This window comes from Mesorhizobium sp. M7D.F.Ca.US.004.03.1.1 (assembly GCF_003998635.1).
Lineage (GTDB): Bacteria > Pseudomonadota > Alphaproteobacteria > Rhizobiales > Rhizobiaceae > Mesorhizobium > Mesorhizobium loti.
Map to the genome: position 1 here is coordinate 1 of NZ_RZQG01000023.1, position 19,980 is coordinate 19,980.

The window sequence follows — 19,980 nt, forward strand, 5'->3', positions numbered from 1 at the left end:
GCATCTTCCGCCCATGCCAGCAGCTACGCCGCCAGAGCGTCATCCGCAGCCTGCTTGATCAGCCATTCGATGTGATTTGACCACATCTGCAACACCTCGCGCTTCTCCTTGACGTTGCTATAGAGATCGTAGATTTCGCCAATGTCTCCGGTGCGGGCTCACAGCCCGTCCATATAGCCGCCAGTCTGCTGCCTTCGAGTGGCCCATGTTGGCCGCGGCCAGGAAGTGGCGACGATTGAAAGGACAAAATCAGTTGCCGAAACTCATCGCAGGTGACGGTCTGGTGGCAATTTGGGCACATCTTGTGTCTCGTCGCCAGTAAACACGGATGCCCGGCAGGAGCTGAGCTCGCTGCCGGCGGAAATCGTAGAGCGCCAGCGACGCATTCTGATCTTTCGTCAGGCAGTCGACCGCCTTGGCATACGCCTCGGCCTCCATCTCGATCGACCTGAACCGGTATCTTGTGCGCCATCCGGACGATCTGGGAAAGCTTGGCCGGGCCGGCGCCTTCCCAGGCGCACGGGAAGCGCGACGACCCATGTGGACCTTGGATTTCACTCCGCACTTACGCTGCTTTGGCCTTGTCAGCAGCCTGAGCATAAAGCGTGCTCAGCTTTCAGGCCGAGCACTCATCCATTGTTGACAGCACCTGTCGTCATTCAGGATCGCCCCATTCTCGCAGGCCGCTTGCAGCTTTCAGGCTGTTGTCAGCCAGGGCCGCCATAAAGGGTCTCGTTAAACAATTCAGGAGGCCGTTCCAATGAACAATCAGTTTGCGAGACTTTTTCGAGGACCAGGTATGCAGGCTTGTTTCAGGACAAAGAACTTTCTGGCGGCAACCACCGCGATGACGACGGTATTCCTGCCGGCTGTGTCTCTCGGGGTGGGTCTGGTAGCATTTCCAACTGGAGAAGCGTTGGCCGACGACCCGATTTCGATCCCGCTGGAGTATGTCGGGGAAGGCCATGACCGCCTGGGCATCTGGGCCAAGATCAACAATGGCAACGCGCAGCGATACGTATTCGACACGGGCTCGGACCAGCTCAACACGCAGATCGGGTCAGAGGTGACCGGGGTCCGCCCGATTGCCGACACGCCTTACGTATATACGTACGGGGACGGAACGTATGGTAATAAGCTTCAGAACGTGGAAATTGATAAATTTACATATGTCGATCCAGATCAAAAGATAACAATCGACGGGCCGTCTGTAAGCGATAAGAAATACCGGGCTGCTCGCATTCTCGATTTTGTCTATACCCATGCGTATTGCAAGGACAACAATCTTAAGTGCACGCCGGGATCCGTGACGGATGGACTTAAAGATATGTATGGTCAGGATCTCCAAGAACCTTATCACGCCGATAAGGAGCAGCGGGCGAAAATGACCGCTGGCAAGATGGCAGACGAAGGCGGCGATTTCGCAGGTACATTCGGGGCCGGCGATTTTCTTGGCAAGACAAGTGTCTGGGGCATGATGGGCAGTGTCACCAGGTCTGGCTACGTGGTCTCCGCCAATGTGAATCCGGATTCCGAGAGCGACCAAACGCCTGGCTGTTCCCCCTGCACGATTGTCAACCTCAATCCAAGCCTCCGGGCCCAATATACTAATGCCATGCCATGGGGAGAACCCGAGGAAAAAGATCAGGATTCTTATCAGAATTTTCCTGGCTCTGGCGCCAATGCCTCGACCGAATACGAAGGCAGCTACAATCTGCAGTACACGGTTAAGGATGGAGCCCCACCAATCACCGACCCCAACAAGACCGCGGTATTGCTCGACACCGGCACACCGGGCGGTGGCAGTCTGGAGATCAGTGATGCGATGCTGAAGCAATTTCAGGATGCGGGCGTCAAACTTAAAAATGTTCGGAGAAATGAGCAACGCGAGATCGTAAGCGCATCGGGCAACATCCCGAGCGTTACAATCGCAGGAACGGATGGCGATCCGGTAAGGCTGGACAATATCGACTTCACCTACACCAGCGGCACGACGGAACAACCCAATGACCAGACCAGTTTTGTTGCCGGTCTTGACTTCTTCAAAAACAGATCGGTCATTTTCGATCTGGAGAAGAAGTATACCGCTTATACGTCACATTTCGTCACTGCCAGCAACTTCTCTACCGATTCATCCGCACCCGAAGGGACCGGTCTGAGCAGGATCACGACGAGCATGGGGAATGAGGGCGGGTTCGGCATAGCGGGTGTCGTCTCCGGCTCCGGATCGCTGACGCTTGATACAAAGACGGTGGTCCGGATGACGAATGTCAACACCTACACCGGCGAGACGAATATTGCTCAGGATGCCTATCTCTCGCTTGCGGGGCTCGGCAACATCCAACGGTCAGCGAAAGTCGTTGCAGACGGCACGTTCGATATCTCCGAACATGGAAATGGCAGCGACTATTGGGGAATCTCCGACGCCTACAACGATGCCCGTATTCGTAGCCTGAGTGGCAGCGGAACGGTCGAACTGGGCAAGCGTACCCTGGTGCTAACGGATTCGAACGACACGTTCGCCGGCAGCATCAACGACCTCGACGTTGATAACAATAATATGGGCGGCAAACTATTCGTTGCCGGTGGCGTGCAAACGCTGAGCGGAAAGAACAATTTTTCCGGCATGACGACGGTCGGTTCCGGCGCGGGATTGCTGCTTGCCGATACAGGTGTGCTTTCCCATGATGCGACCACGTCCGGCTTTCTCGGGAATGACGGGCAGATCGGGGGCACGGCTATCGCAAACAGCGGCGGTGTCGTCGCAGGCGGCGGCACCTACGGTGCGGTCACCATTTCCGAGGGCGGCACGGTCGCTCCTGGCAGTGCGACCGATCCGAGCAGGATCGTCACCACACTGACTGTCACGGGCGATTTCGCGCAGCAGTCCGGATCGATCTATCAGGTCGACCTCGCAAGGTCGTCCGATCTCATCGATGTTGGCGGAGCAGCGGCGATCGACAGCGGCGCGCAGATCGAGCTGCTGCGGCAGGGAACGCTATCGGTCGATGCCCGATATACTCTGCTCTCCGCAGCAGGCGGCGTAAGCGGCACCTATGGCGGGCTGACGGGGGCTCTGGCGACAGACGCGACGCCCTTCGTCGATTTCCAGCTCGTCTACGATGCCAACAATGTCTATCTCGATATCAGCCGCACATCGACGGCGTTTGCCGATGTAGCCAGCACCTTCAATCAACGCTCGGTCGCCGCAGCGGCTCAGGCGCTTGGAAGCGGTAATCCGATCCAGGACAACATCCTGTTCCTGACGGCGCCGGAAGCCCGCAACGCTTTCGATATGCTATCAGGCGAGGTTCATGCTTCCATTCATAGCGGCCTCATCGAGGACAGTCATTCTGTACGCGATGCCGCGAGCGAACGGATCCGTGCGGCGTTCGACGGCGTCGGTGCCTCCAGCGTTCCGGTGATGACTTATGGGCTGGGTGGTCTGGAACTGGCCCCGGCAACGAGTGAGAATTTCGCCGTATGGGGCCGTGGCTTCGGCGCCTGGGGTCATCTCGACAGCGACGGCAATGCCGCCGGTCTCGATCACTCGACAGGCGGCTTTCTGGCTGGCGGTGACGCGGCTGTCGGCGAAAGCTGGCGGCTCGGCCTCATCAGCGGCTACAGCCATACCTCCTTGGAGGCGGACGATCGCGCGTCGTCGGGCTCGAGCGAGAATTACCATCTCGGTCTTTTTGCCGGCACGCAGAACGGCAATCTCGGTTTTCGTTCCGGCCTTGCCTATACCTGGCACAGCATCGAGACCGGCAGGTCCGTGGTCTTTCCAGGCTTCGCCGACAGCCTTTCGGCCGATTACGACGCCGGCACGTTCCAGGCCTTTGGCGAGCTCGGCTACCGTATCAATACGGCTTCGGCTTCCTTCGAGCCCTACGCTAATCTCGCTTATGTGAATTTTGACGCCGATGGCTTCACCGAGAATGGCGGCGCAGCCGCCTTGTCGAGCGGGGATCGCTCGAGCGACACGGCGTTTACCACGCTAGGTCTGCGTGCGTCGACGGTACTGACCCTCGGCACCGTGACTGCTACCGCGCGCGGCGGTCTTGGCTGGCGCCACGCCTTCGGCGACGTCAGGCCGGATACCGCTCTTGCCTTTGCTGGCGGTTCCTCCTTCGCCATCAAGGGCGTGCCGATCGCAAAGAACGCAGCTCTGCTCGAAGCTGGGCTTGACGTAAACATCACCGAGAACGCGACGTTCGGCATCGCCTATCAGGGACAGATCGCCTCGGATGCCCAGACACACGGGTTCAGCGCCAAGCTCGGCGTCCGTTTCTAAATCACCCGCAAAAGAGATTGGTTATGAAGTCAGTGAGTGCATTTTCTTTTACCGTCGTTCTCGGCTCAGCGACGGTGATGTCTGTGTCCGCCGCGCGAACGGACGATGCCTGCTACAACAAGGCACAAAGCCTATGATGACGCAATGTTCAATCGACGACCTGAAGCCAGTCGATGGCGAGCTTGACAAGCTCTACAAGGAGATGGAGACCCGGCTCAAAGAGTCCCGGCGCATGTCCAGGAACTGGTCGAGACCGCGAGGGGCTACAACGCCACCTCGGAGAACACGCGCGACGCCTACCCCAAGGATTGGCGGCATTTTTCCTCCTGGTGCCGGCGCGCTGGCTTCGATCCCCTGCCTCCGGGCTCGAAGGTGATCAGGCTCAATATCAGCGCCTGTGCCTCGGGCACCGCCGCCGGCGATCCGAAGCGTGGCGCCCCTGCCCTTTAGTTTGCGACCATCGAGCGGCGGCTTTCCGGCCTCGCCTGGAACTTTACCCAGCGCGGCCGGCCGTTGGACCGCGCGGAGCGGCATATCTATAAGGTTCTTGCCGGCATTCGCCGCAAGCACGCAAAGCCACCGCGGCAGAAAGAGGCGGTCCTGGCGACGATCTGCTGGCGATGATCGCCACGCTCGGCCACGACCTCAGGGCCTGCGCGACCGCGCTATTTTGCTCCTGGGCTGTGGCGGCGGCCTGCGGCGCTCCGAGATCGTCGGTCTCGACGTCATGCGCGACGACAACAGCGATGGCGCCAGCTGGATCGAGATTTTTGACGGCAAGGGCTGCTGGTCACCCTGCGCGGCAAGACCGGCTGGCGCGAGGTCGAGGTCGGCCGCGGCTCCAGCGACCACACCTACCCCGTAGTCGCGCTCGAGAGCTGGATCCGCTTTGGCCGCATCGCACGTGGACCCCTGTTCCGCCGCATCTTGTCGATCAGGTCGATATAATACGAAAAAGCCGCCGCCATTCGGGACGGGCGTCGGCTATCATGTCCAGCCATTATGCGGCGAGCGGATAGCTTTCGCCGGACCAGGCAGAGAACTTGGCGGCAAAAGCCTTCATCTCGTCGACCGCGAATGTGGTGCGCGGTTGCGAACTCGACTTGCTGGGCGAGAGGGACCTCGCCGAGAAAGGCGCTGACATGAGCGGGATGCTGCTTGGCCAAATCGAGATCCGCAAAGCAATCGGCCAGCGCCGCGTCGTCCAGCTGTACGCTGCAGGGCGCGTTCACGTCGTCAAGACGGATGCCAAATGCTTGCTCATAATGGCCGCAAGGTAATCGTTTCGGGTCGGAGACACAAGTTGCCGCCTCCTTCGCCGTAGAGTGGCCCGATACAATCACGATCGATATTGCCACCTCTTATCGATAGTGATCGCATAGTTCCCTGATTCGACTCTCAACCGCTCATATCAAGCGATTACTTCCATGTATCTGCTGCGCTAGCCCGTCCTGGCCTTGGAGTGTCGCTCCTCACCTCCTCCACCACTCACCAGCCCGATGGGAGTATCGCCCGCCAGCAGCTTCTCCTTGCTGAGCAGCGCGGCAACCTCAATCGCCTCGAAATCGGGCAAATCCCGCAGTGTGTCGAGGCCGAAGTGCAACAGGAAGGTCTTGGTCGTGACGTAGGTGTAAGGCGTGCCAAATTCAGCGGGCAGGCAGACGTTGACCCACAACAATCAAGGGGACGGTGCAGGCCAAGATTGCGGCAGGGCTTGGGCCCCCCACCCTTCTCCTCAGAACTCCGCTGCTTCCAGCTGGCGGCTGAAACTCACAGGCGCAGCCAGCTTGGTCTCTAACAGCATCGATCGCATCATGGTGTCTGCCATGAATCCGTGTGCGTGAAGCGCTCCAGAGCGAAGATGTTGGGCGTCAACCAGGTTCACTCCAATGAGCTTCACTTCTCGAGTTCTGCACAGTGTCCACGACTGGCGCCGGAGGTTGATCCGGTGATTAGGAGGAGCACTCGTTGTCGGATTCTCGACGATGTCGGACATGTGACACAACGCTTCCAGAGCGATCGCATTGTTCCGAAACGATTTTCCCAGTTGGCACGAAGGTTGCGGCCCTATGCGCAAAAGCACTGCGATGCCGCACCGACTGGAAGAACTCATCAATGATCACGCTTTTCGAACATGTGGGCGCCGCTACCGACACTGAGCGTTCCCGAGCCGACGGAAGCCTCTATCCCTTCTTTCTGAAGGCTGTCCGGACATGAACGCATTTGATGTCCGTCCAACGCTTGATGCTCCCGACGACGATCCCTATGTCTGGCTTGAAGATGTAGAGGGCGAGCGGGCACTTGCCTGGGCCGCCGGCCAATCGGCAAGGACTCTGAAGCACTTCGGTGGAACGCAGTTCGAGCGCGACCGCGCGGCTCTGACAGCCATTTTCGACAATCGCGACAATCTTCCCCTGATCGCGCGCCGTAGTCAGTACCTCTACAATTACTGGCGAGATGACGGTAATCCACGCGGACTGTGGCGCCGGACCACCCTTGCCGCCTACATGAAGGCGGATCCCCAATGGGAGCTACTGCTCGATCTGGATGCTCTCGCGGCTAGCGACGGAGAGGACTGGATCTGGGACGGCGCGTCCATCGAGCCGGAGAGACGGGAAAGAGCCGTTCTGCGCCTGTCGCGCGGCGGCAGCGACGCGGTCGTGCATCGCGAATTCGACCTGATTTCTCTGAGCTTTGTCGCCGACGGCTTCAACCTCCCCGAGGCCAAAGGCTACGTTAATTGGCTGGACCCTGACACGCTTCTGCTTTCCAGTGCGCTTGGTAATGGCATGGCCACCCGCTCCGGCTATGCGCGCACAGTTCGACTGTGGAAGCGTGACGCGGATCCCCTCACCACGCCGGCAATCTTCGAGGCCGGGTTCGAAAGCTTCCAAGTGTCTGGTCATTCGGACCGCACCGGCCGCAGCGAGCGCCTTTGGTTCATCGAGCAGCCGGCCTTCTTCGAGAAGATCAGCTGGATCGGCGATAGGAGCGGGCCGAGGAGGCAGATCGATCTTCCTCGCGACGCGTCGTGGCGGGTCTTCGGCGACTGGCTGGCGGTAAGGCCGCGCAAGCCCTGGACGGTGGGAGGCACCACCCATCCCGCCGACGCGCTGATCGTCATCTCGCTTTCCACTTTCCTCGCCGGCGGACGCCGTTTTGAGACCCTGTTTCAACCAGGGGAAAGGCGCTCCATGCAGTCATTCTTCTGGAATGACGGGAAGCTCATTATCTCTTACCTCGTCAATCTCGCACCGCGTTTCGAGATGTTCACTCCCGGCCACCAGGAATGGACGCGCCGAGTCCTGAACACCCTGCCCGCCGAAGGTACTGTCGACGTCTGGTCATTCGATGCGGCAGTTCACGAGACCAATGGAGAGGTCCTGATCTGTGCTCAGGATCCGATCACGCCGCCGCAGCTCTTGCTGTTCGATCTGAATGCCGCGCCGTCTCTCAGCGCTTCAGCAATCCTGAAGCGCAGCCCGGAGAATTTCGATGCATCCGGACTGGTGGTCACGCGCCACGAGGCAGTCTCTATCGATCATGAGCTGATCCCCTATACGCAGGTTGGTCCGGCGAACGGGAACGGAGATGCTCCGATTCACCTTTCCGCTTATGGCGGGTTCGGCGTATCATTCCTGCCCTACTACAACTCCCCGCTGGGCAAGCTGTGGCTCGAGCGCGGTGGCACGTGTGTCGAGGCGAACATCCGCGGCGGCGGCGAGTTCGGCACCCGCTGGCACGAAGCCGGGCGCAGGGAGGGCAAGCGTCTCGCCCACGACGATTTCGCCGCCGTTGCCTCCGACCTCGTGCGAAGGGGCATCACCCTGCCGAGGCGGATTGCCGCCGAGGGTGGCTCAAATGGCGGCCTGCTGATCGCAAACATGCTGACCCGCTATCCTGAGCATTTCGGGGCTCTGTTCTGCACAGCACCGCTTATCGACATGCGTCGCTACACCAAGCTCTTGGCGGGCGCGAGCTGGATCGACGAATATGGCGATCCGGACAAGGTTCACGATTGGGCTTTCCTGAAGGAAATCTCCGCCTATCACGCCGCAGCGCCGGGACAGCCCTATCCGCCTATCCTGATCGCCACCACGAAACGCGACGACCGCGTCCATCCGGGCCATGCGCGCAAGATGGCCGCAAAACTGCAGGCTCTTGGCTATCCCGCTTACTTCTACGAGGCCAGCGCAGGCGGGCACGGCTGCGGCGAGGACAATCGGGAGCAAGCCGCATTCATCAGTCTAGGCACCAATTTTCTCCGCAGCGCAATCGGCTTCAACGATCACCCTCCGGAGACGGCGGAACGCGTTGCAACGCAAGAGGGGCATTTGAGGTCCATCAACAATTCATTCGAGCAGGAGACGAAATAGTGCAGTGCATCCTTTCTGAACATCAAGGAGTGAATCTCATGGCGAGAACGCGAATGGGCGTAGCGCGGGCAACAGCAGCGGCGGTGGCCCTGATCATGGTGGGACAGCAGGCCGTCGCCGCGGAGCCTGCGCAAGCAGAGACCGTCCTGGCGGAGACGGGAGCCTCGGTCACCGAAGCGCCAATCCCTTGGCAGGTCCGCCTGCGGGCGTTGGGCGTCGTTACGAAAGATCTGGGCTACGTTGATACGCTTCCCGGCTCCGGTCTTTCGTATTCGGACACGGTGACGCCGGAACTCGATATCTCGTATTTCTTCACCGACAACATCGCCGCCGAACTCATACTCGGTACCACTTATGCCAACATCGCGGGCCAAGGGACGATCGGAGGGTTGGGCAACATCGGCAAAGTTTGGCTGCTGCCGCCGACACTCACGTTGCAGTACCATTTTACCGATCTCGGCGCGTTCAAGCCTTATGTCGGCGCCGGCGTGAACTACACGATCTTCTACAACCAGGACACTGGCAGCGCTGATGCTCTCAAGGTGAAGAACACGTTCGGCACGGCGCTGCAGGTCGGATTCGACTACATGGTGGACCAGCACTGGGGCCTCAACTTCGACGTGAAGAAGCTTTTCCTGAAGCCGGACTTCGACGTCACGGTGACCGGCGCGAAGCTGACGGGGAAGGCGGAGCTCGATCCCTGGCTGATAGGCGCAGGTGTCACCTACCGCTTTTGAATATCAGAGTGAAGTCTGCTTCCCGACTGCCGGTTTAAATGAAGGGCGCCTCGCGCGCCCTTTTTTACGGTCGACACTGCAGCGCAAGACCTCATGAAGCTATTGTCGGGCGGGGTTCTCTTCCGGCGGACCAAGAAGATGCACTGGCCAACCGGCCTTGCGCCTGAGGTGGAGTGCTTAGAAGCGCTTTGGATCGGGACGGGCTTTGGTATTGTGGGTGGAATGCTTCAGCCAGACCATTTGCCAGCATCGTCTCCCGGACGTCATGTGTGAGCTTCTTTGTCAGCGCAAGGCGAACACGGATCTCCTAGCAGGCCGTTGAAGAAGTGTCCCGTTTGGCCTTGAGGATTGCCTCGTCGCCGTTGTGATAGAAGGTGATGTCGATGGAGCCGTCGTCGAGCAGTTCAGCATGGCCGTCGCCTGTGACCTCGTCCATTTCGTCGAATCCGACCCATGTGAAGAAGACCGTCGACGGGCCGTAGCCGAGTTCGAGGGTTAGATGAGCCAAACGCCAGTGGGGCGTCCTGGGGACGACGCGCGCGAGATTCTGGTCGTGGTGGCCAGCCCAATACGATGTGAGAAGTTGCTGCCGGTGCGGGTACCGGAGGTCGCCGATAGTGACAGCCGATGTTCGACAGCGGCAAGGACATGCTCAGCCGTCAACGCGCCGAGGGCTTGGCCGGGAATGGTGGTGATGGAACCAATCCAGAAAGCGGCGGCTGCCCAGGAGAACGCCTTCGCGGGACTTTGACTCCAGTCCGCACACCCTGCTCAGATAGTCCGAAAAAGAGGTCAGAAGCGGAGCATCCGGATTATTATCTACACTGGGAACAGAAGCATGGAAGCGTTCTGGAGCCACTCGCCGCGCGTTTACCAGTGCCGACACTGCTCCAAGCTGACTATCTGCCATGACCACCTGCCGAACGTAGTCCGTTGATGCCACCGGTACCCTTCGCGGTCTGCTCCAGCGGGAAGATCGGGTCTGATCGACCCTGCTGACCTGTGCGGCGGCCTCTCTCGCTAGGGCGTCCCCCTTCCTGTCGTCCTCCTCCGCCGCTTTCGGCTGCTTTCGGCCCGCCGCCCTCGCCAAGGCGTCGTAGTCGGTAAGCGCGTCCTCCGTCTCCTTTAGGGGCTTCATCGCGTGACTAGAGTTTAGCGCGTGTTTGTAGGCGGCGGACCGAATGGTCGTCGAAATGCCACTCAGCGCCACCGCAAGATGCCCTAGGGCTTCCGCCTCATGATCTGACAGCGGCACGTCACGATTAGAGCCGATTGCCCTGCCTTCTTCCAGTTTCACAATGTTTGTAGTCATTTCCTGCTCCATCGCGTTGACTGAGATACGATGGAGACGGAAGTGGAGAACAAATTTTTACAAGCAACTAAGATGATATTCTCGTCAACGGGACAATAGTGGACGTTGAGGGCGGCGAACAGGGTGGTGGTGCCGTTGCGCTTGTAGTCGTGCCTCATCGTACCGAGCCGCCCCTTCTTCATCGGCAGGCCGGGTGGGTGCGGTCGAGCGCCGGATCTGGCTCTTTTCATCGACCGACAGAACGATGGCATGGGCCGGCGCATCGAGATAGAGGCCGACGACGGCGCGCAACTTGTCGACGAACTTCGGATCATTGGAGAGCTTGAACCTGGCGCCAGCGGTGGGGTGCGAGACCATGCGCCTTCCAGATGCGCCTGACGGCGCTGGCGCTGATTGCGGCGGCTTGCGCCATCATGTCGGCGGTCCAGTGGGTCCTCTCGCCCGGCGGATCGGCAAGCGTCAGTGCCACGACGCGCTCGCCGACATCGGGACCGAGCGGCGGAATGCGCCACTGTCGCGTCTTGTCGCGCAGCAGCCCGTCACAGCCTTCCGCGGCAAAGCGCTCCTGCCAGCGCCAGACGTCGGTCTTCGACTTGCCGATGCGGCGCATGACCTCGCCGGTGCCGACGCCGTCGGCGGGCAAAAGCACTATCTCGGCGCGCCAGACATGCTTTTGCGGGGCGTTGCGATCCCTGATCAGCGCCGTCAGACGGACGCGATCGGCCGACGAAACGGTGAACGATCTTCCTGTGCGCATGCGCCAGACTCGCACGCGCAGGCCAGAAAGGGAATCTCTGATTGGACTCCTATGTCAGGCGGGAACCACTAGACGCCGAGACCGCCGATGCAGACATGTTTGGTGTCGAGATAATCCACGATGCCCTGGAGGCCGCCTTCCTTGCCGAGGCCCGATTCCTTGACGCCGCGGAACGGCACCTCCGGCGTGGTGATCAGGCCTTCATTGACGCCGGTACTTCAGTCCTTCCATCACGCGGAAGGCGCGACCGAGATCGCCGGTGTAGAAGTAGGCCGCGAGGCCGAACTCGGTGTCGTTGGCGAGCGGCGTGCCCGACCTGAGACATGGGTGACGTTTTGTACCGGACACGGATGAAGTGCACCCCTCGGGTGAGCGTTTGCTCGATAATATCCACTGAAGTGAAGCAGTCGGTCTTAATGCTGGAACTCATGCCACCCGACCGACCCGGGAATTCGCAGCAGCGGCGCCGTCGAGTGCAGAACGAATGCCGTCAACCAAGGGGTCGATCTCGCTTTCGGTGATTATATAGGGCGGACAGATTCCAAGCACTTCTCCCATATTGCGGATCATGACGCCGTGCTCGCGGCACCGCCGCTCGACATCGCCGATCCTCAGCTCGGGCGCGAAGACGCGACGGGCGCACGATCCTCGACGATCTGAACCCCCGCGATGAAGCCGCGGCCGCGGGCTTCACCGACAAGCGGATGGTCGCCGAGCGCGTCCGCGAGGGCTCCATGCAAGTGATCGCCGAGACGACGCGCCTGGGTCACGAAATCGATCTCGCTGTAGATCCTGATCGCCTCGGCGGCGACGGCCGCTATCACCGGATGACCGGAGTAGGTGAAACCGTGACCGAACACGCCGACCTTGTGGGCCTCGTCAGCGGCGCATTGATAAATCTTGTCGAGATAATGACGCCGCCAATGGGCAGGTGACCGGATGAAAGCCCCCCGGCGATCGAGAGCATGTCCGGTTCCATCCCAAATGTCTGGCTACCAAACCAGTTCCCGGTGCCTCCGAAGCCGCAGACCACCTCGTCGGACAGCATGAGGATAATTTCTCACTTTCTTGCGAAGATCGGGGGTGTCCACGGTCATTCGTATTACGCGAGATCCGCGAGGCCAAAAACCATCATACCAGAGAGGCGAAACTGCTATCTAGGTGTTTAGATGCAAGAAATTAATCCTGCATTGTTCCCGCACCAGGAACACCCGAGAGGATACCAAGCAGTATTGAACCTTGTTGAAAATGCTCTCGGCGCGCTGGGCGTTATAATTTCTCGAAGGCGATCACAAGGACGTCGCGATAAGCGTACGGCATTTTCAGGTTTTCGGCCACAATCGACGATACATCGTGAAAGGTTTCGCGGTCGTTGCAGATCACAAAATCATTCGGGGAGTTCATTTCGACCTCGCCGAGGAACTCCTTTGAGGCGTCGGTGATCATGCTCATGCCGCCGGTGACGTTGACCCGCCCAATCATATAGCAAGCAATGAAGTCCACCCCGTCCTGGTGAAGGCCCTCGGGTGCCGGTTTGCCATTTACACCATCGCGCGCGACAATCCGGTAGGGATGGATCTTGATATTCCAACGATCATGTCGGGCGGCTTCACATAGAATTCTGCAGAAACCTGTCAGAATCTTTTCTAAGACGGGATGGTCTATAAAGGAGTTTTCAAGGGGCTCGAAGTGGCGCTTGAAGCCGCCATTCAGATGATTGACACTTTTTGATTGTTCGTAGGGGGCGTGGGGTAGGAGCCTAAAGATTCCGTCAGTCGCGTCATATTCAAAAGCGCTATAGCGCCGGTAACGATATGTTCCGCCGTCACGCATGTATTCATCGAGAAGAAGTCGATTCCAATGGTCAGCAAAGTTCTTCCAGGCTGCATCAATTTCGATGCCAAAGCAGGCTTCGGCGCGCTCGCCTTTTGAAAACCACCATCCATTTGTCACCAGACCGTCAGTGCATTGTTGACTGAGGTTGGCCGGCGCCTGGGGTGCGTTGTTTTCCACGGGTGTCTCCCTTTTGGTGACTTGGCGAGGACGGAACGCTTTGGACAACGCTATGTGGGTTGCGGCTTGGTATTCCCAAAGGTCGCGGTCCCTAATGTATCTCGGCGTCCTGGCTCGGATCGACCGAGGTAAAAAGCGTGTGTGATCGACTATGTAGCTGACGCTCCCGCTAACGCCCTCGAGGGCGGATGCAATGGCCCGTTCGCACATCTGGTGAATAGTACTGCCCCATGCACCTGAAACCGCCTCTTGGGACCAGGCTTGCTCAAGCCCTTGCTTCAAAACGATTGATGCCACGTCAAGAGAAGCGGTTTCGAGGTGACGCAGCGCGTCGAAGATAATGGCCGCGGCAGGGGCCTCGCGGACTTCGAGAACCTTTTGGCCGGTTGTGATGTGTTCAAGCCCGACAAAGCGGCCGTGCCCGAATTTGCCGACCGTGTTATTCAGGAACGGGATTGCGTCGACCAATGCAACATCACGGTCATCAATTGACACGAGACTTCCGTCTGCAAACCCGAGTTTGATCTCTACCGGCTGCTCTGCGGGAATGTGGCGCGTCCAAGCAAATGCCTCCTCGGGGATGGAAAAGTTCTCGGGATCTTCCAAAGGCCCCGACTCGAATTCCCGACACCAGAGGTTTTCGTCCGCGCTCCACGTGCGGTCCGCCACAAAAGTCGCTCCACACTTGGACAGGTCGGAGGTCTTCTGTTGTCGGGATATCACAGAGCATTCATACGGACTGCCGAAGTTGCCGGAAAATCCTGAGCGCTTAATGCTATTGTTAAGGCGCGGAAGACTGTTTTGAGAAAGGTTTGCTGTATGAAGAACCAGCCGTGAGTTGATTGACCTAGCATGATTAACAACCAAAGATGCGATTATGGGACGGCTCAACGAACTGCTCAACGGATAGATGCCAAGGTACTTGGCGTGGGCTCGAATGGCTGATTTCACGCCTTGTTCGACAAAGGCATCCCGCCCTTCGAGGCAGACAAAGCGCGCGCCGAACATGGCTGCCGTCCGTTCCAACAAAGGCTGATCGATGCGCGTTCCGACATCCGCTGCGACAGCTTCAATGTTCGCAAAGCCAAGGCTTTGCAGCTTGTAGAGAAGATAGGTGCTGTCGAGACCGCCGCTGAACATGGTTGCAACTGGTGCGGTTCGGTCCGGAAAAGCCTCCAGATCTTCAAAACTCGAAATGCCGCCGATGGCGGGTTTGGTGGAAGCCAAGATGGGGTTCATTTGGATGTCCTGCTCTCAAACCAGATGCCAGCAAACGTCGCAGCGAGGACGAGGCCTGCGCCTATCAAGCTCGGTACTGTCAAAGGCTCATTCAGAAGAAGGTGCGCTAGAACGAAACCAAAAAAAGGTTCTGTTCCCATCAAGAAGCCAACCCGTGTCGGTGTGGATTTTCTCACTGCGGCATTTTGAATGTAGAATGCAGCGAGGGTGCAGAAGAGTGCAAGGAAGGCAACAGCGCCCCAAAACTGAAGGGTGGCCCTCACAACAAGGCCTGAAATTCCGAACTGAGCGACGGCCAAAACGAAAGTAAGTGTTGCCACCGTCGATCCTTGGATGGCCGTCAGGGCTGCAGATGAAATCTGCCGGCCGGCCAGAAGGCGTTTGGTGGAAACGACCATAACCGCTCGCAGAATCGCGGCCCCCAAGACAAGCGCGTCACCCGGGCTGAACCTGCTGATCCCGCCAGTGAGAATGCCGACACCGATGCACGCTATGGCAGCACTTGCCAAAATGCCCGTAGGTGGAAGTCGCCGTGATAGCCCATAGTCGATGCTCGGCGTGAAAATCACACAAAGCGATATGATCAAGGCCGTGTTCATTGCGCTTGTCGATGCAACGCCGTAAGTTTCAGCAATAAAGATGCAAAAAAGTATTGTTCCCAATGCGAAGCCGCGGATGAAATCGCCCCAGGAGACCAATGCGATCTCATGTCTTGCAGCCACTGCCGTAATGATCGTAGTAATCAGGAAGCGATAAAGAACAAGTATCGAAACCGGCGCGTAGAACAGTGCGCCTTTCCCGACCGGATAGCTCGCCCCCCAAACGAATGCGACTCCCAGCAAGGCTAGATCCACCGAGAAAGATGGCGTCCGTGTTTTCCTGACAGGTATTGGAGAACTTTCGAAAACGTCCACCTTCAAAGTTTCCTTTGTGTTAGCCATCCACCCCTGCTGCGAGGGTCAAACAGATCAGGTCGTTCAGCCTCTTGGGCGATCCGTGCCGCGGCGTACTTGTTTTTGGTAACGCAAGTGCCGTGCCGATTCGGAAAACCATTGCTAGACAACAACCTGGTCGCCTTGATAGTTCGGCGGTTCATGTCCATTGTTGTCAGAATGCCGACAATGACTTCAACTGCAGGGATCCTACCGGCAGGGCCTCAAGGCGAACACGCGGCTCCAAGATGCCGACACGATGGCTGGTTCAGCCATGCTTCGACAGTTGCCTGTTTTTTCAGTTCCTTTGCTGTTCGTGCGCTAACCGCAACGCTCCATACTAGTCTCGCGTGGCTGTCCCCGTGGGGTGGGCGGCAGAAAGCGATTAGGCCCGCTGAAAGAGGCGAACCGCATCCGAAGGATCGTAACCAAGAGAAGGACCTGAAGCGAGAGCGAAGGTTGCGGGAGGCCGCGGCGGGCCTAAAAGGCAATGCCGACCGCCCCAGGAAAGGCTGACAAAAACCGCAGCGGCCGACTGTCCAATAGGGTGCGCCGGGCCAGGGCGAGCCAAATGGCAGGGGCTGCCGGGGGACCCTAAGAAAAGCCTGGGTTCACGAGCACCCGGCGCGCGCCATCAGGCGGCCAGCTACTTGGAGGGCGGGTGTATCATGCCTGTTTGTCGGGCCGAACCAGATCCATGTGGCTGACGCCGAGGGCCAATGCCAGTTCATAGATCGTGATAATTGTCGGATTTCTTCGGCCTTTCTCCAAGCCGCTGATGTACTGCTGACTGAACCCGGAAATCTCCGCAAGCTGCTCCTGCGTCAGGCGCTTCCTTTGCCTGATCCTCTGCACATTCCGTCCGACCAACTTGCGCATATCCATGCACGCAAGCCAGCGGATCAGGCGGCTTGAGTTTATCAACTATAATATGTAATCCACATTTAGCAGGCACAGGGCTTCGCGGGTCCATTGGCCGGAGATAGAATTAGCGATGTTGCAGCCCAGATCGAACACGCCGTTCGCCGACGAGGTCCCCTGGTCGGACCGCATTACAGCCTACGACAAGGACCACTTTACAACCTATATGAGGCTCCTGGACGCCTCGGCCGACAACGCCACTGAAGAGGAAATGGCCAAAGTGATCCTCGGCATTGATCCGGCACGCGAACCTGAGCGCGCACGCAACGTTCTTCGCAGTCATCTCGACCGTGCAAACTGGGTGGTGACGAGCGGCTACAAGGATTTGTTCGCCAGTTGACGAAATGGGCGGTGCGGTCGCTTCGCTTCAAGCAACGAAGTCGCGCAACCGCCATGCATCGACGTATCACCACAGCGCGGATGGCCCAGCGCTTCGCTGTCTCATCATTTTGTCCTCCGCTCGCCAATGGCTGCTTCCCAGGAATGGGTGCGGCGGCGAATCATGACAGGAACGGGTCCGCCGTCTGAGCCGCACCGCATCCGAAGGGCCGGATGGACAACCTACTGAAAGCTCACAGCTGGCTAAGGGTTGCGGGACGCCGCGGCGGGCCTAGAAGGATGCGGCGCCACCTGCTGAGAAAGGCACAAAACAGAGCGAATTGCGAGAGTCTAACGACGCGCTAGGAGGCGCAGCGGAATGGTCGAGACGCCAGAGCCAAGAAAATCGGGGCTCGACCCACCGGCACACGGCACGCGCGGTGATGGGCGCGGGCGCCCACTACGTGCGCAGGCTCAACAGAATCTCACACGGATCAGCATCGAGGGCCGCAGTTACGTCGAGAAACTCAATGACATCGAGACGCCGTTCGCCACCCTCATATTTCGCCACGAAAGATTGCGGACGACCAAGCTTCTCAGCCACCTGCGCCTGCGTCAGCCCTTTGACATTGCGCAGTGAGATCAACTGGGCCAGAAACCGCTGGTGGCGGGGAGATCGAAGAGATTTGGGCATTTAGGTGAACCGGCAGGTAGAGACCGGCTCAGCGACTAATCCCCGTTTCGGATTATCCCATTTTGGGATATTCTGCCTTGGATCCAGCGATCAACATGCGAGGTTCGCGGCAGACATGAATCAATCAACGGGAACAGATAGGACTCAAAGCTCAACACTGCTCGACGAAGTCCCTTGGTCTGACCGTCTTACCGCCTACGACAGGGCGCACTTTACCATCTATATGAGGCTCCTGGACGCCTCAGCCGATGAGGCGCCCGAAGAGGAAATGGCCCAACTGATCCTCGGCATTGATCCGGCACTTGAACCGGAGCGCGCCAGGAAGGCGCTTCGTAGTCATCTCGACCGTGCGAACTGGATGGTGACGAGCGGCTACAAGGAATTGTTCGCCAGCTGACAAATTCGCAGTGCTCGGTCATAGAAGCGTTCCTGTGCCATTGGTCAGGCTGATCGGGGCCTGCACCACAGACGCGCCGGCAAAATGGACCCGGTGGCGAGCACAATTCAGTTCCCAGGAAATCGGGGTTTGGCAACTGTCCGAGCGTCTGACGTGATAGAAGGTTCCGCTCTGTCTGGATGGGTATTAGCCCGGAGCAGCACTCCATATCGTACCGGCGCTCGACGAAGGGTCCACCTCTTCGCTTTCAAGCCGCATAACCGATAGCCATCGCCCTAAGTCAAGGGTTAGAGATTACCGGCAGGCAGGTATGCAAGCGGGCCATCCTCGGAAACTATATAACCGCACGACTAGCTGTGAGCTTTCGGGAGGTTGTCCATTCGGACCGGACCGGGGAGACTGGAGTTACCAAGCTTCAGCACTCACCGGAGGGTCCGAATGAACATCCATAAGAATGCCCGTCTCACACCGCTGCGTCGAGAGGAGATGGCGCTGTCGGTGATAGAAGGCGCTTTCTCCAAAGCCCATGCGGCGCGTGTCTACGGCGTGTCGGCCAAGATCGTGGCGCGCTGGGTCGAGCGCTACAAGTCCGAAGGGCGGGCCGGCATGATCGACCGTTCCTCGCGGCCCGCCAATATGCCGCAGGCCACCGCTGCGTTGATCGCCGAGCGCATCATGGCGCTGCGGCGGCAACGTTGGACCGGCAAGCACATCGCCCATGAGGTCGGCGTCTCGCCCGCCACCGTTAGCCGGGTTCTCAAGCGTGCCGGACTGTCGCGGTTGCGGGATATCGAACCGGCCGAGCCGATCCGACGCTACGAGCGCGAGCATCCTGGCGAGATGATCCATATCGATATCAAGAAGCTCGGTCGTTTCGAGCGCATCGGTCATCGCATTACCGGCAAGCGCACCGGCAATGCCAGCTCGCGCGGCAGCAGTTGGGAGTTCGTCCATGTCTGCATCGACGACGCCTCCCGCATCGCCTTCTCGCAGATCCTGCCCGACGAGAAAAAAGAAAGCGCCATCGCCTTCCTCAAGGCGGCGGTGGCCTACTACGCCAGCCTCGGCGTCACGATAGCCCGCGTCATGACCGACAACGGCTCCTGCTACAGATCAAAGGCCTTCGCCAAGGCCTGCCGCGATCTCGGCCTCAAGCACGTCAGGACAAGACCCTATACACCCAAGACCAATGGCAAGGCCGAGCGCTTCATCCAGACAGCACTGCGCGAATGGGCTTATGCCATCGCTTATCCGACTTCAGATCACCGCGCCGCAGAGTTGCCGGTCTGGCTGCACAGATACAATTGGCACCGTCCCCACGGGAGCCTAAAGTCCAAAACACCTATCAGTCGCCTCGCTCTAACCGAGGACAACCTGTTGAGGCTCCACAACTAGCTCGTCAGCGACGACACACCCGCTCGAGCACCCATAGACTATGATCACCGGCGCGGACTGGAAGAATACGGCTGCATCGCCCGAGCCGGCGGAACAGAAGATCTCGGCATCCAGTCAACGCTCGATACAAAGCGCGCGATCGAATGGCCCGAGCACAAGGGGATCAAAAAGCTTCTCAGACAATTGAGGACCCTTCGGACCCCAAAAGGGCTATAGCCTGATTTTGGGTTCGCACGCCTAGCTTCTTCTTGGCATTGTCCAAATGAAAAGCGATCGTGCGTGGCTTGATACCCAAGATGCGGCCGGTCACCCAGGCTGAATTACCCCGCGCTGCCCACCTCAGGCACTCATATTCGCGGGATGTCAGCGAAACCCCATCCACTGTTCGATCGCTCGGCAATTTGCGGCGAACGCAACGATGAAAGCAGGCCGCCATCAGTTGAAGAGCTTGTTCGTACCGCTCAGCGACCCGAAGAAATACTGGACGAGGCTCATCGGCGGCAAAAGTAACCGCAGCGATGCGGCCGCGGAGATCGACAATTGGGATCGTCAAACCGCAGCAGATGCTGAATTGAGCCGCCTCATCGAATAGCTG

16 protein-coding genes and 4 pseudogenes are annotated in these 19,980 nt (G+C 58.8%); 8 read left to right on the forward strand and 12 right to left on the reverse strand.

The window, feature by feature from the left end:
* Positions 1 to 760: 760 nt before the first annotated feature.
* From EN935_RS02970 to EN935_RS40640, 3 genes and pseudogenes are all read left to right on the forward strand, one after another.
* Positions 761 to 4,294, forward strand: coding sequence for an autotransporter domain-containing protein (locus EN935_RS02970; RefSeq protein WP_082826570.1), 3,534 nt, complete (start codon positions 761 to 763; stop codon positions 4,292 to 4,294).
* 243 nt (positions 4,295 to 4,537) lie between these two features.
* Positions 4,538 to 5,221, forward strand: a pseudogene (locus EN935_RS41770) (integrase); the annotation flags it as partial.
* 116 nt (positions 5,222 to 5,337) lie between these two features.
* Positions 5,338 to 5,574 (forward strand): hypothetical protein, encoded by a 237-nt coding sequence (locus tag EN935_RS40640; protein ID WP_063169293.1) that lies wholly within the window; start codon positions 5,338 to 5,340, stop codon positions 5,572 to 5,574.
* 161 nt (positions 5,575 to 5,735) lie between these two features.
* Here the strand turns inward: EN935_RS40640 and EN935_RS02985 are convergent.
* Both EN935_RS02985 and EN935_RS02990 read right to left on the reverse strand, forming a co-directional pair.
* A pseudogene (locus EN935_RS02985) lies at positions 5,736 to 5,936 on the reverse strand (SMC-Scp complex subunit ScpB); the annotation flags it as partial.
* Between the two features lie 93 nt (positions 5,937 to 6,029).
* Entirely contained in the window at positions 6,030 to 6,290 is a 261-nt protein-coding gene (locus EN935_RS02990; protein WP_095769041.1) for a hypothetical protein, read from the reverse strand.
* A gap of 217 nt (positions 6,291 to 6,507) precedes the next feature.
* Here EN935_RS02990 and EN935_RS02995 point away from each other — a divergent pair, with 217 nt between their 5' ends.
* Positions 6,508 to 8,670: a prolyl oligopeptidase family serine peptidase gene (locus EN935_RS02995; RefSeq protein ID WP_082826571.1), complete on the forward strand. Its 2,163-nt coding sequence runs from the start codon at positions 6,508 to 6,510 to the stop codon at positions 8,668 to 8,670.
* 38 nt (positions 8,671 to 8,708) lie between these two features.
* A complete protein-coding gene (locus EN935_RS03000; RefSeq protein WP_063169295.1) occupies positions 8,709 to 9,407 on the forward strand; it encodes an OmpW family protein in 699 nt (232 codons plus the stop codon).
* A 307-nt stretch (positions 9,408 to 9,714) separates the two neighbouring features.
* On the opposite strand, the gene EN935_RS42715 is transcribed toward EN935_RS03000, so the two are convergent.
* The 8 genes and pseudogenes from EN935_RS42715 to EN935_RS03040 form a co-directional block, all read right to left on the reverse strand.
* The gene (locus EN935_RS42715; RefSeq protein WP_263485462.1) at positions 9,715 to 9,843 is read right to left on the reverse strand and encodes a hypothetical protein; all 129 of its coding nucleotides are present in this window, start codon (positions 9,841 to 9,843) and stop codon (positions 9,715 to 9,717) included.
* A gap of 977 nt (positions 9,844 to 10,820) precedes the next feature.
* Positions 10,821 to 11,476: pseudogene (locus EN935_RS03015) on the reverse strand (IS630 family transposase); the annotation flags it as partial.
* Between the two features lie 68 nt (positions 11,477 to 11,544).
* Positions 11,545 to 11,779, reverse strand: a pseudogene (locus tag EN935_RS03020) (aldehyde dehydrogenase family protein); the annotation flags it as partial.
* 308 nt (positions 11,780 to 12,087) lie between these two features.
* Positions 12,088 to 12,336 carry an aminotransferase class III-fold pyridoxal phosphate-dependent enzyme gene (locus EN935_RS42720; RefSeq protein WP_063169297.1) on the reverse strand — a complete coding sequence of 83 codons (249 nt, stop codon included), beginning with the start codon at positions 12,334 to 12,336 and terminating at the stop codon, positions 12,088 to 12,090.
* Positions 12,297 to 12,524 (reverse strand): aminotransferase class III-fold pyridoxal phosphate-dependent enzyme, encoded by a 228-nt coding sequence (locus EN935_RS42725; RefSeq protein WP_263485461.1) that lies wholly within the window; start codon positions 12,522 to 12,524, stop codon positions 12,297 to 12,299. Before EN935_RS42725 ends, EN935_RS42720 begins: the two co-directional genes overlap by 40 nt.
* A gap of 221 nt (positions 12,525 to 12,745) precedes the next feature.
* On the reverse strand, positions 12,746 to 14,728 hold the full coding sequence (locus tag EN935_RS03030; RefSeq protein ID WP_063169298.1) for an argininosuccinate synthase-related protein: 1,983 nt from the start codon (positions 14,726 to 14,728) through the stop codon (positions 12,746 to 12,748).
* Entirely contained in the window at positions 14,725 to 15,570 is an 846-nt protein-coding gene (locus EN935_RS03035) for a DMT family transporter (protein ID WP_245481117.1), read from the reverse strand. The genes EN935_RS03030 and EN935_RS03035 overlap by 4 nt, the downstream gene beginning before the upstream one ends.
* 756 nt (positions 15,571 to 16,326) lie before the next feature.
* Positions 16,327 to 16,545 (reverse strand): helix-turn-helix transcriptional regulator, encoded by a 219-nt coding sequence (locus EN935_RS03040; RefSeq protein WP_029354714.1) that lies wholly within the window; start codon positions 16,543 to 16,545, stop codon positions 16,327 to 16,329.
* A gap of 109 nt (positions 16,546 to 16,654) precedes the next feature.
* Between EN935_RS03040 and EN935_RS03045 the strand changes: the two genes are divergently transcribed.
* On the forward strand, positions 16,655 to 16,921 hold the full coding sequence (locus EN935_RS03045; RefSeq protein WP_063169299.1) for a DUF2285 domain-containing protein: 267 nt from the start codon (positions 16,655 to 16,657) through the stop codon (positions 16,919 to 16,921).
* A 438-nt stretch (positions 16,922 to 17,359) separates the two neighbouring features.
* Here the strand turns inward: EN935_RS03045 and EN935_RS03050 are convergent, their stop codons facing one another.
* Positions 17,360 to 17,593: a helix-turn-helix transcriptional regulator gene (locus tag EN935_RS03050; RefSeq protein ID WP_082826573.1), complete on the reverse strand. Its 234-nt coding sequence runs from the start codon at positions 17,591 to 17,593 to the stop codon at positions 17,360 to 17,362.
* A gap of 115 nt (positions 17,594 to 17,708) precedes the next feature.
* Here EN935_RS03050 and EN935_RS03055 point away from each other — a divergent pair, with 115 nt between their 5' ends.
* Positions 17,709 to 17,990 (forward strand): DUF2285 domain-containing protein, encoded by a 282-nt coding sequence (locus EN935_RS03055; protein WP_063169301.1) that lies wholly within the window; start codon positions 17,709 to 17,711, stop codon positions 17,988 to 17,990.
* A 438-nt stretch (positions 17,991 to 18,428) separates the two neighbouring features.
* A complete protein-coding gene (locus EN935_RS03060) occupies positions 18,429 to 19,385 on the forward strand; it encodes an IS481 family transposase (protein WP_063169302.1) in 957 nt (318 codons plus the stop codon).
* A 175-nt stretch (positions 19,386 to 19,560) separates the two neighbouring features.
* Here EN935_RS03060 and EN935_RS03065 read toward each other — a convergent pair.
* Positions 19,561 to 19,980, reverse strand: a 420-nt coding sequence (locus EN935_RS03065; RefSeq protein WP_206534489.1) for a LuxR family transcriptional regulator, incomplete at its 5' end; no start/stop codon positions are given.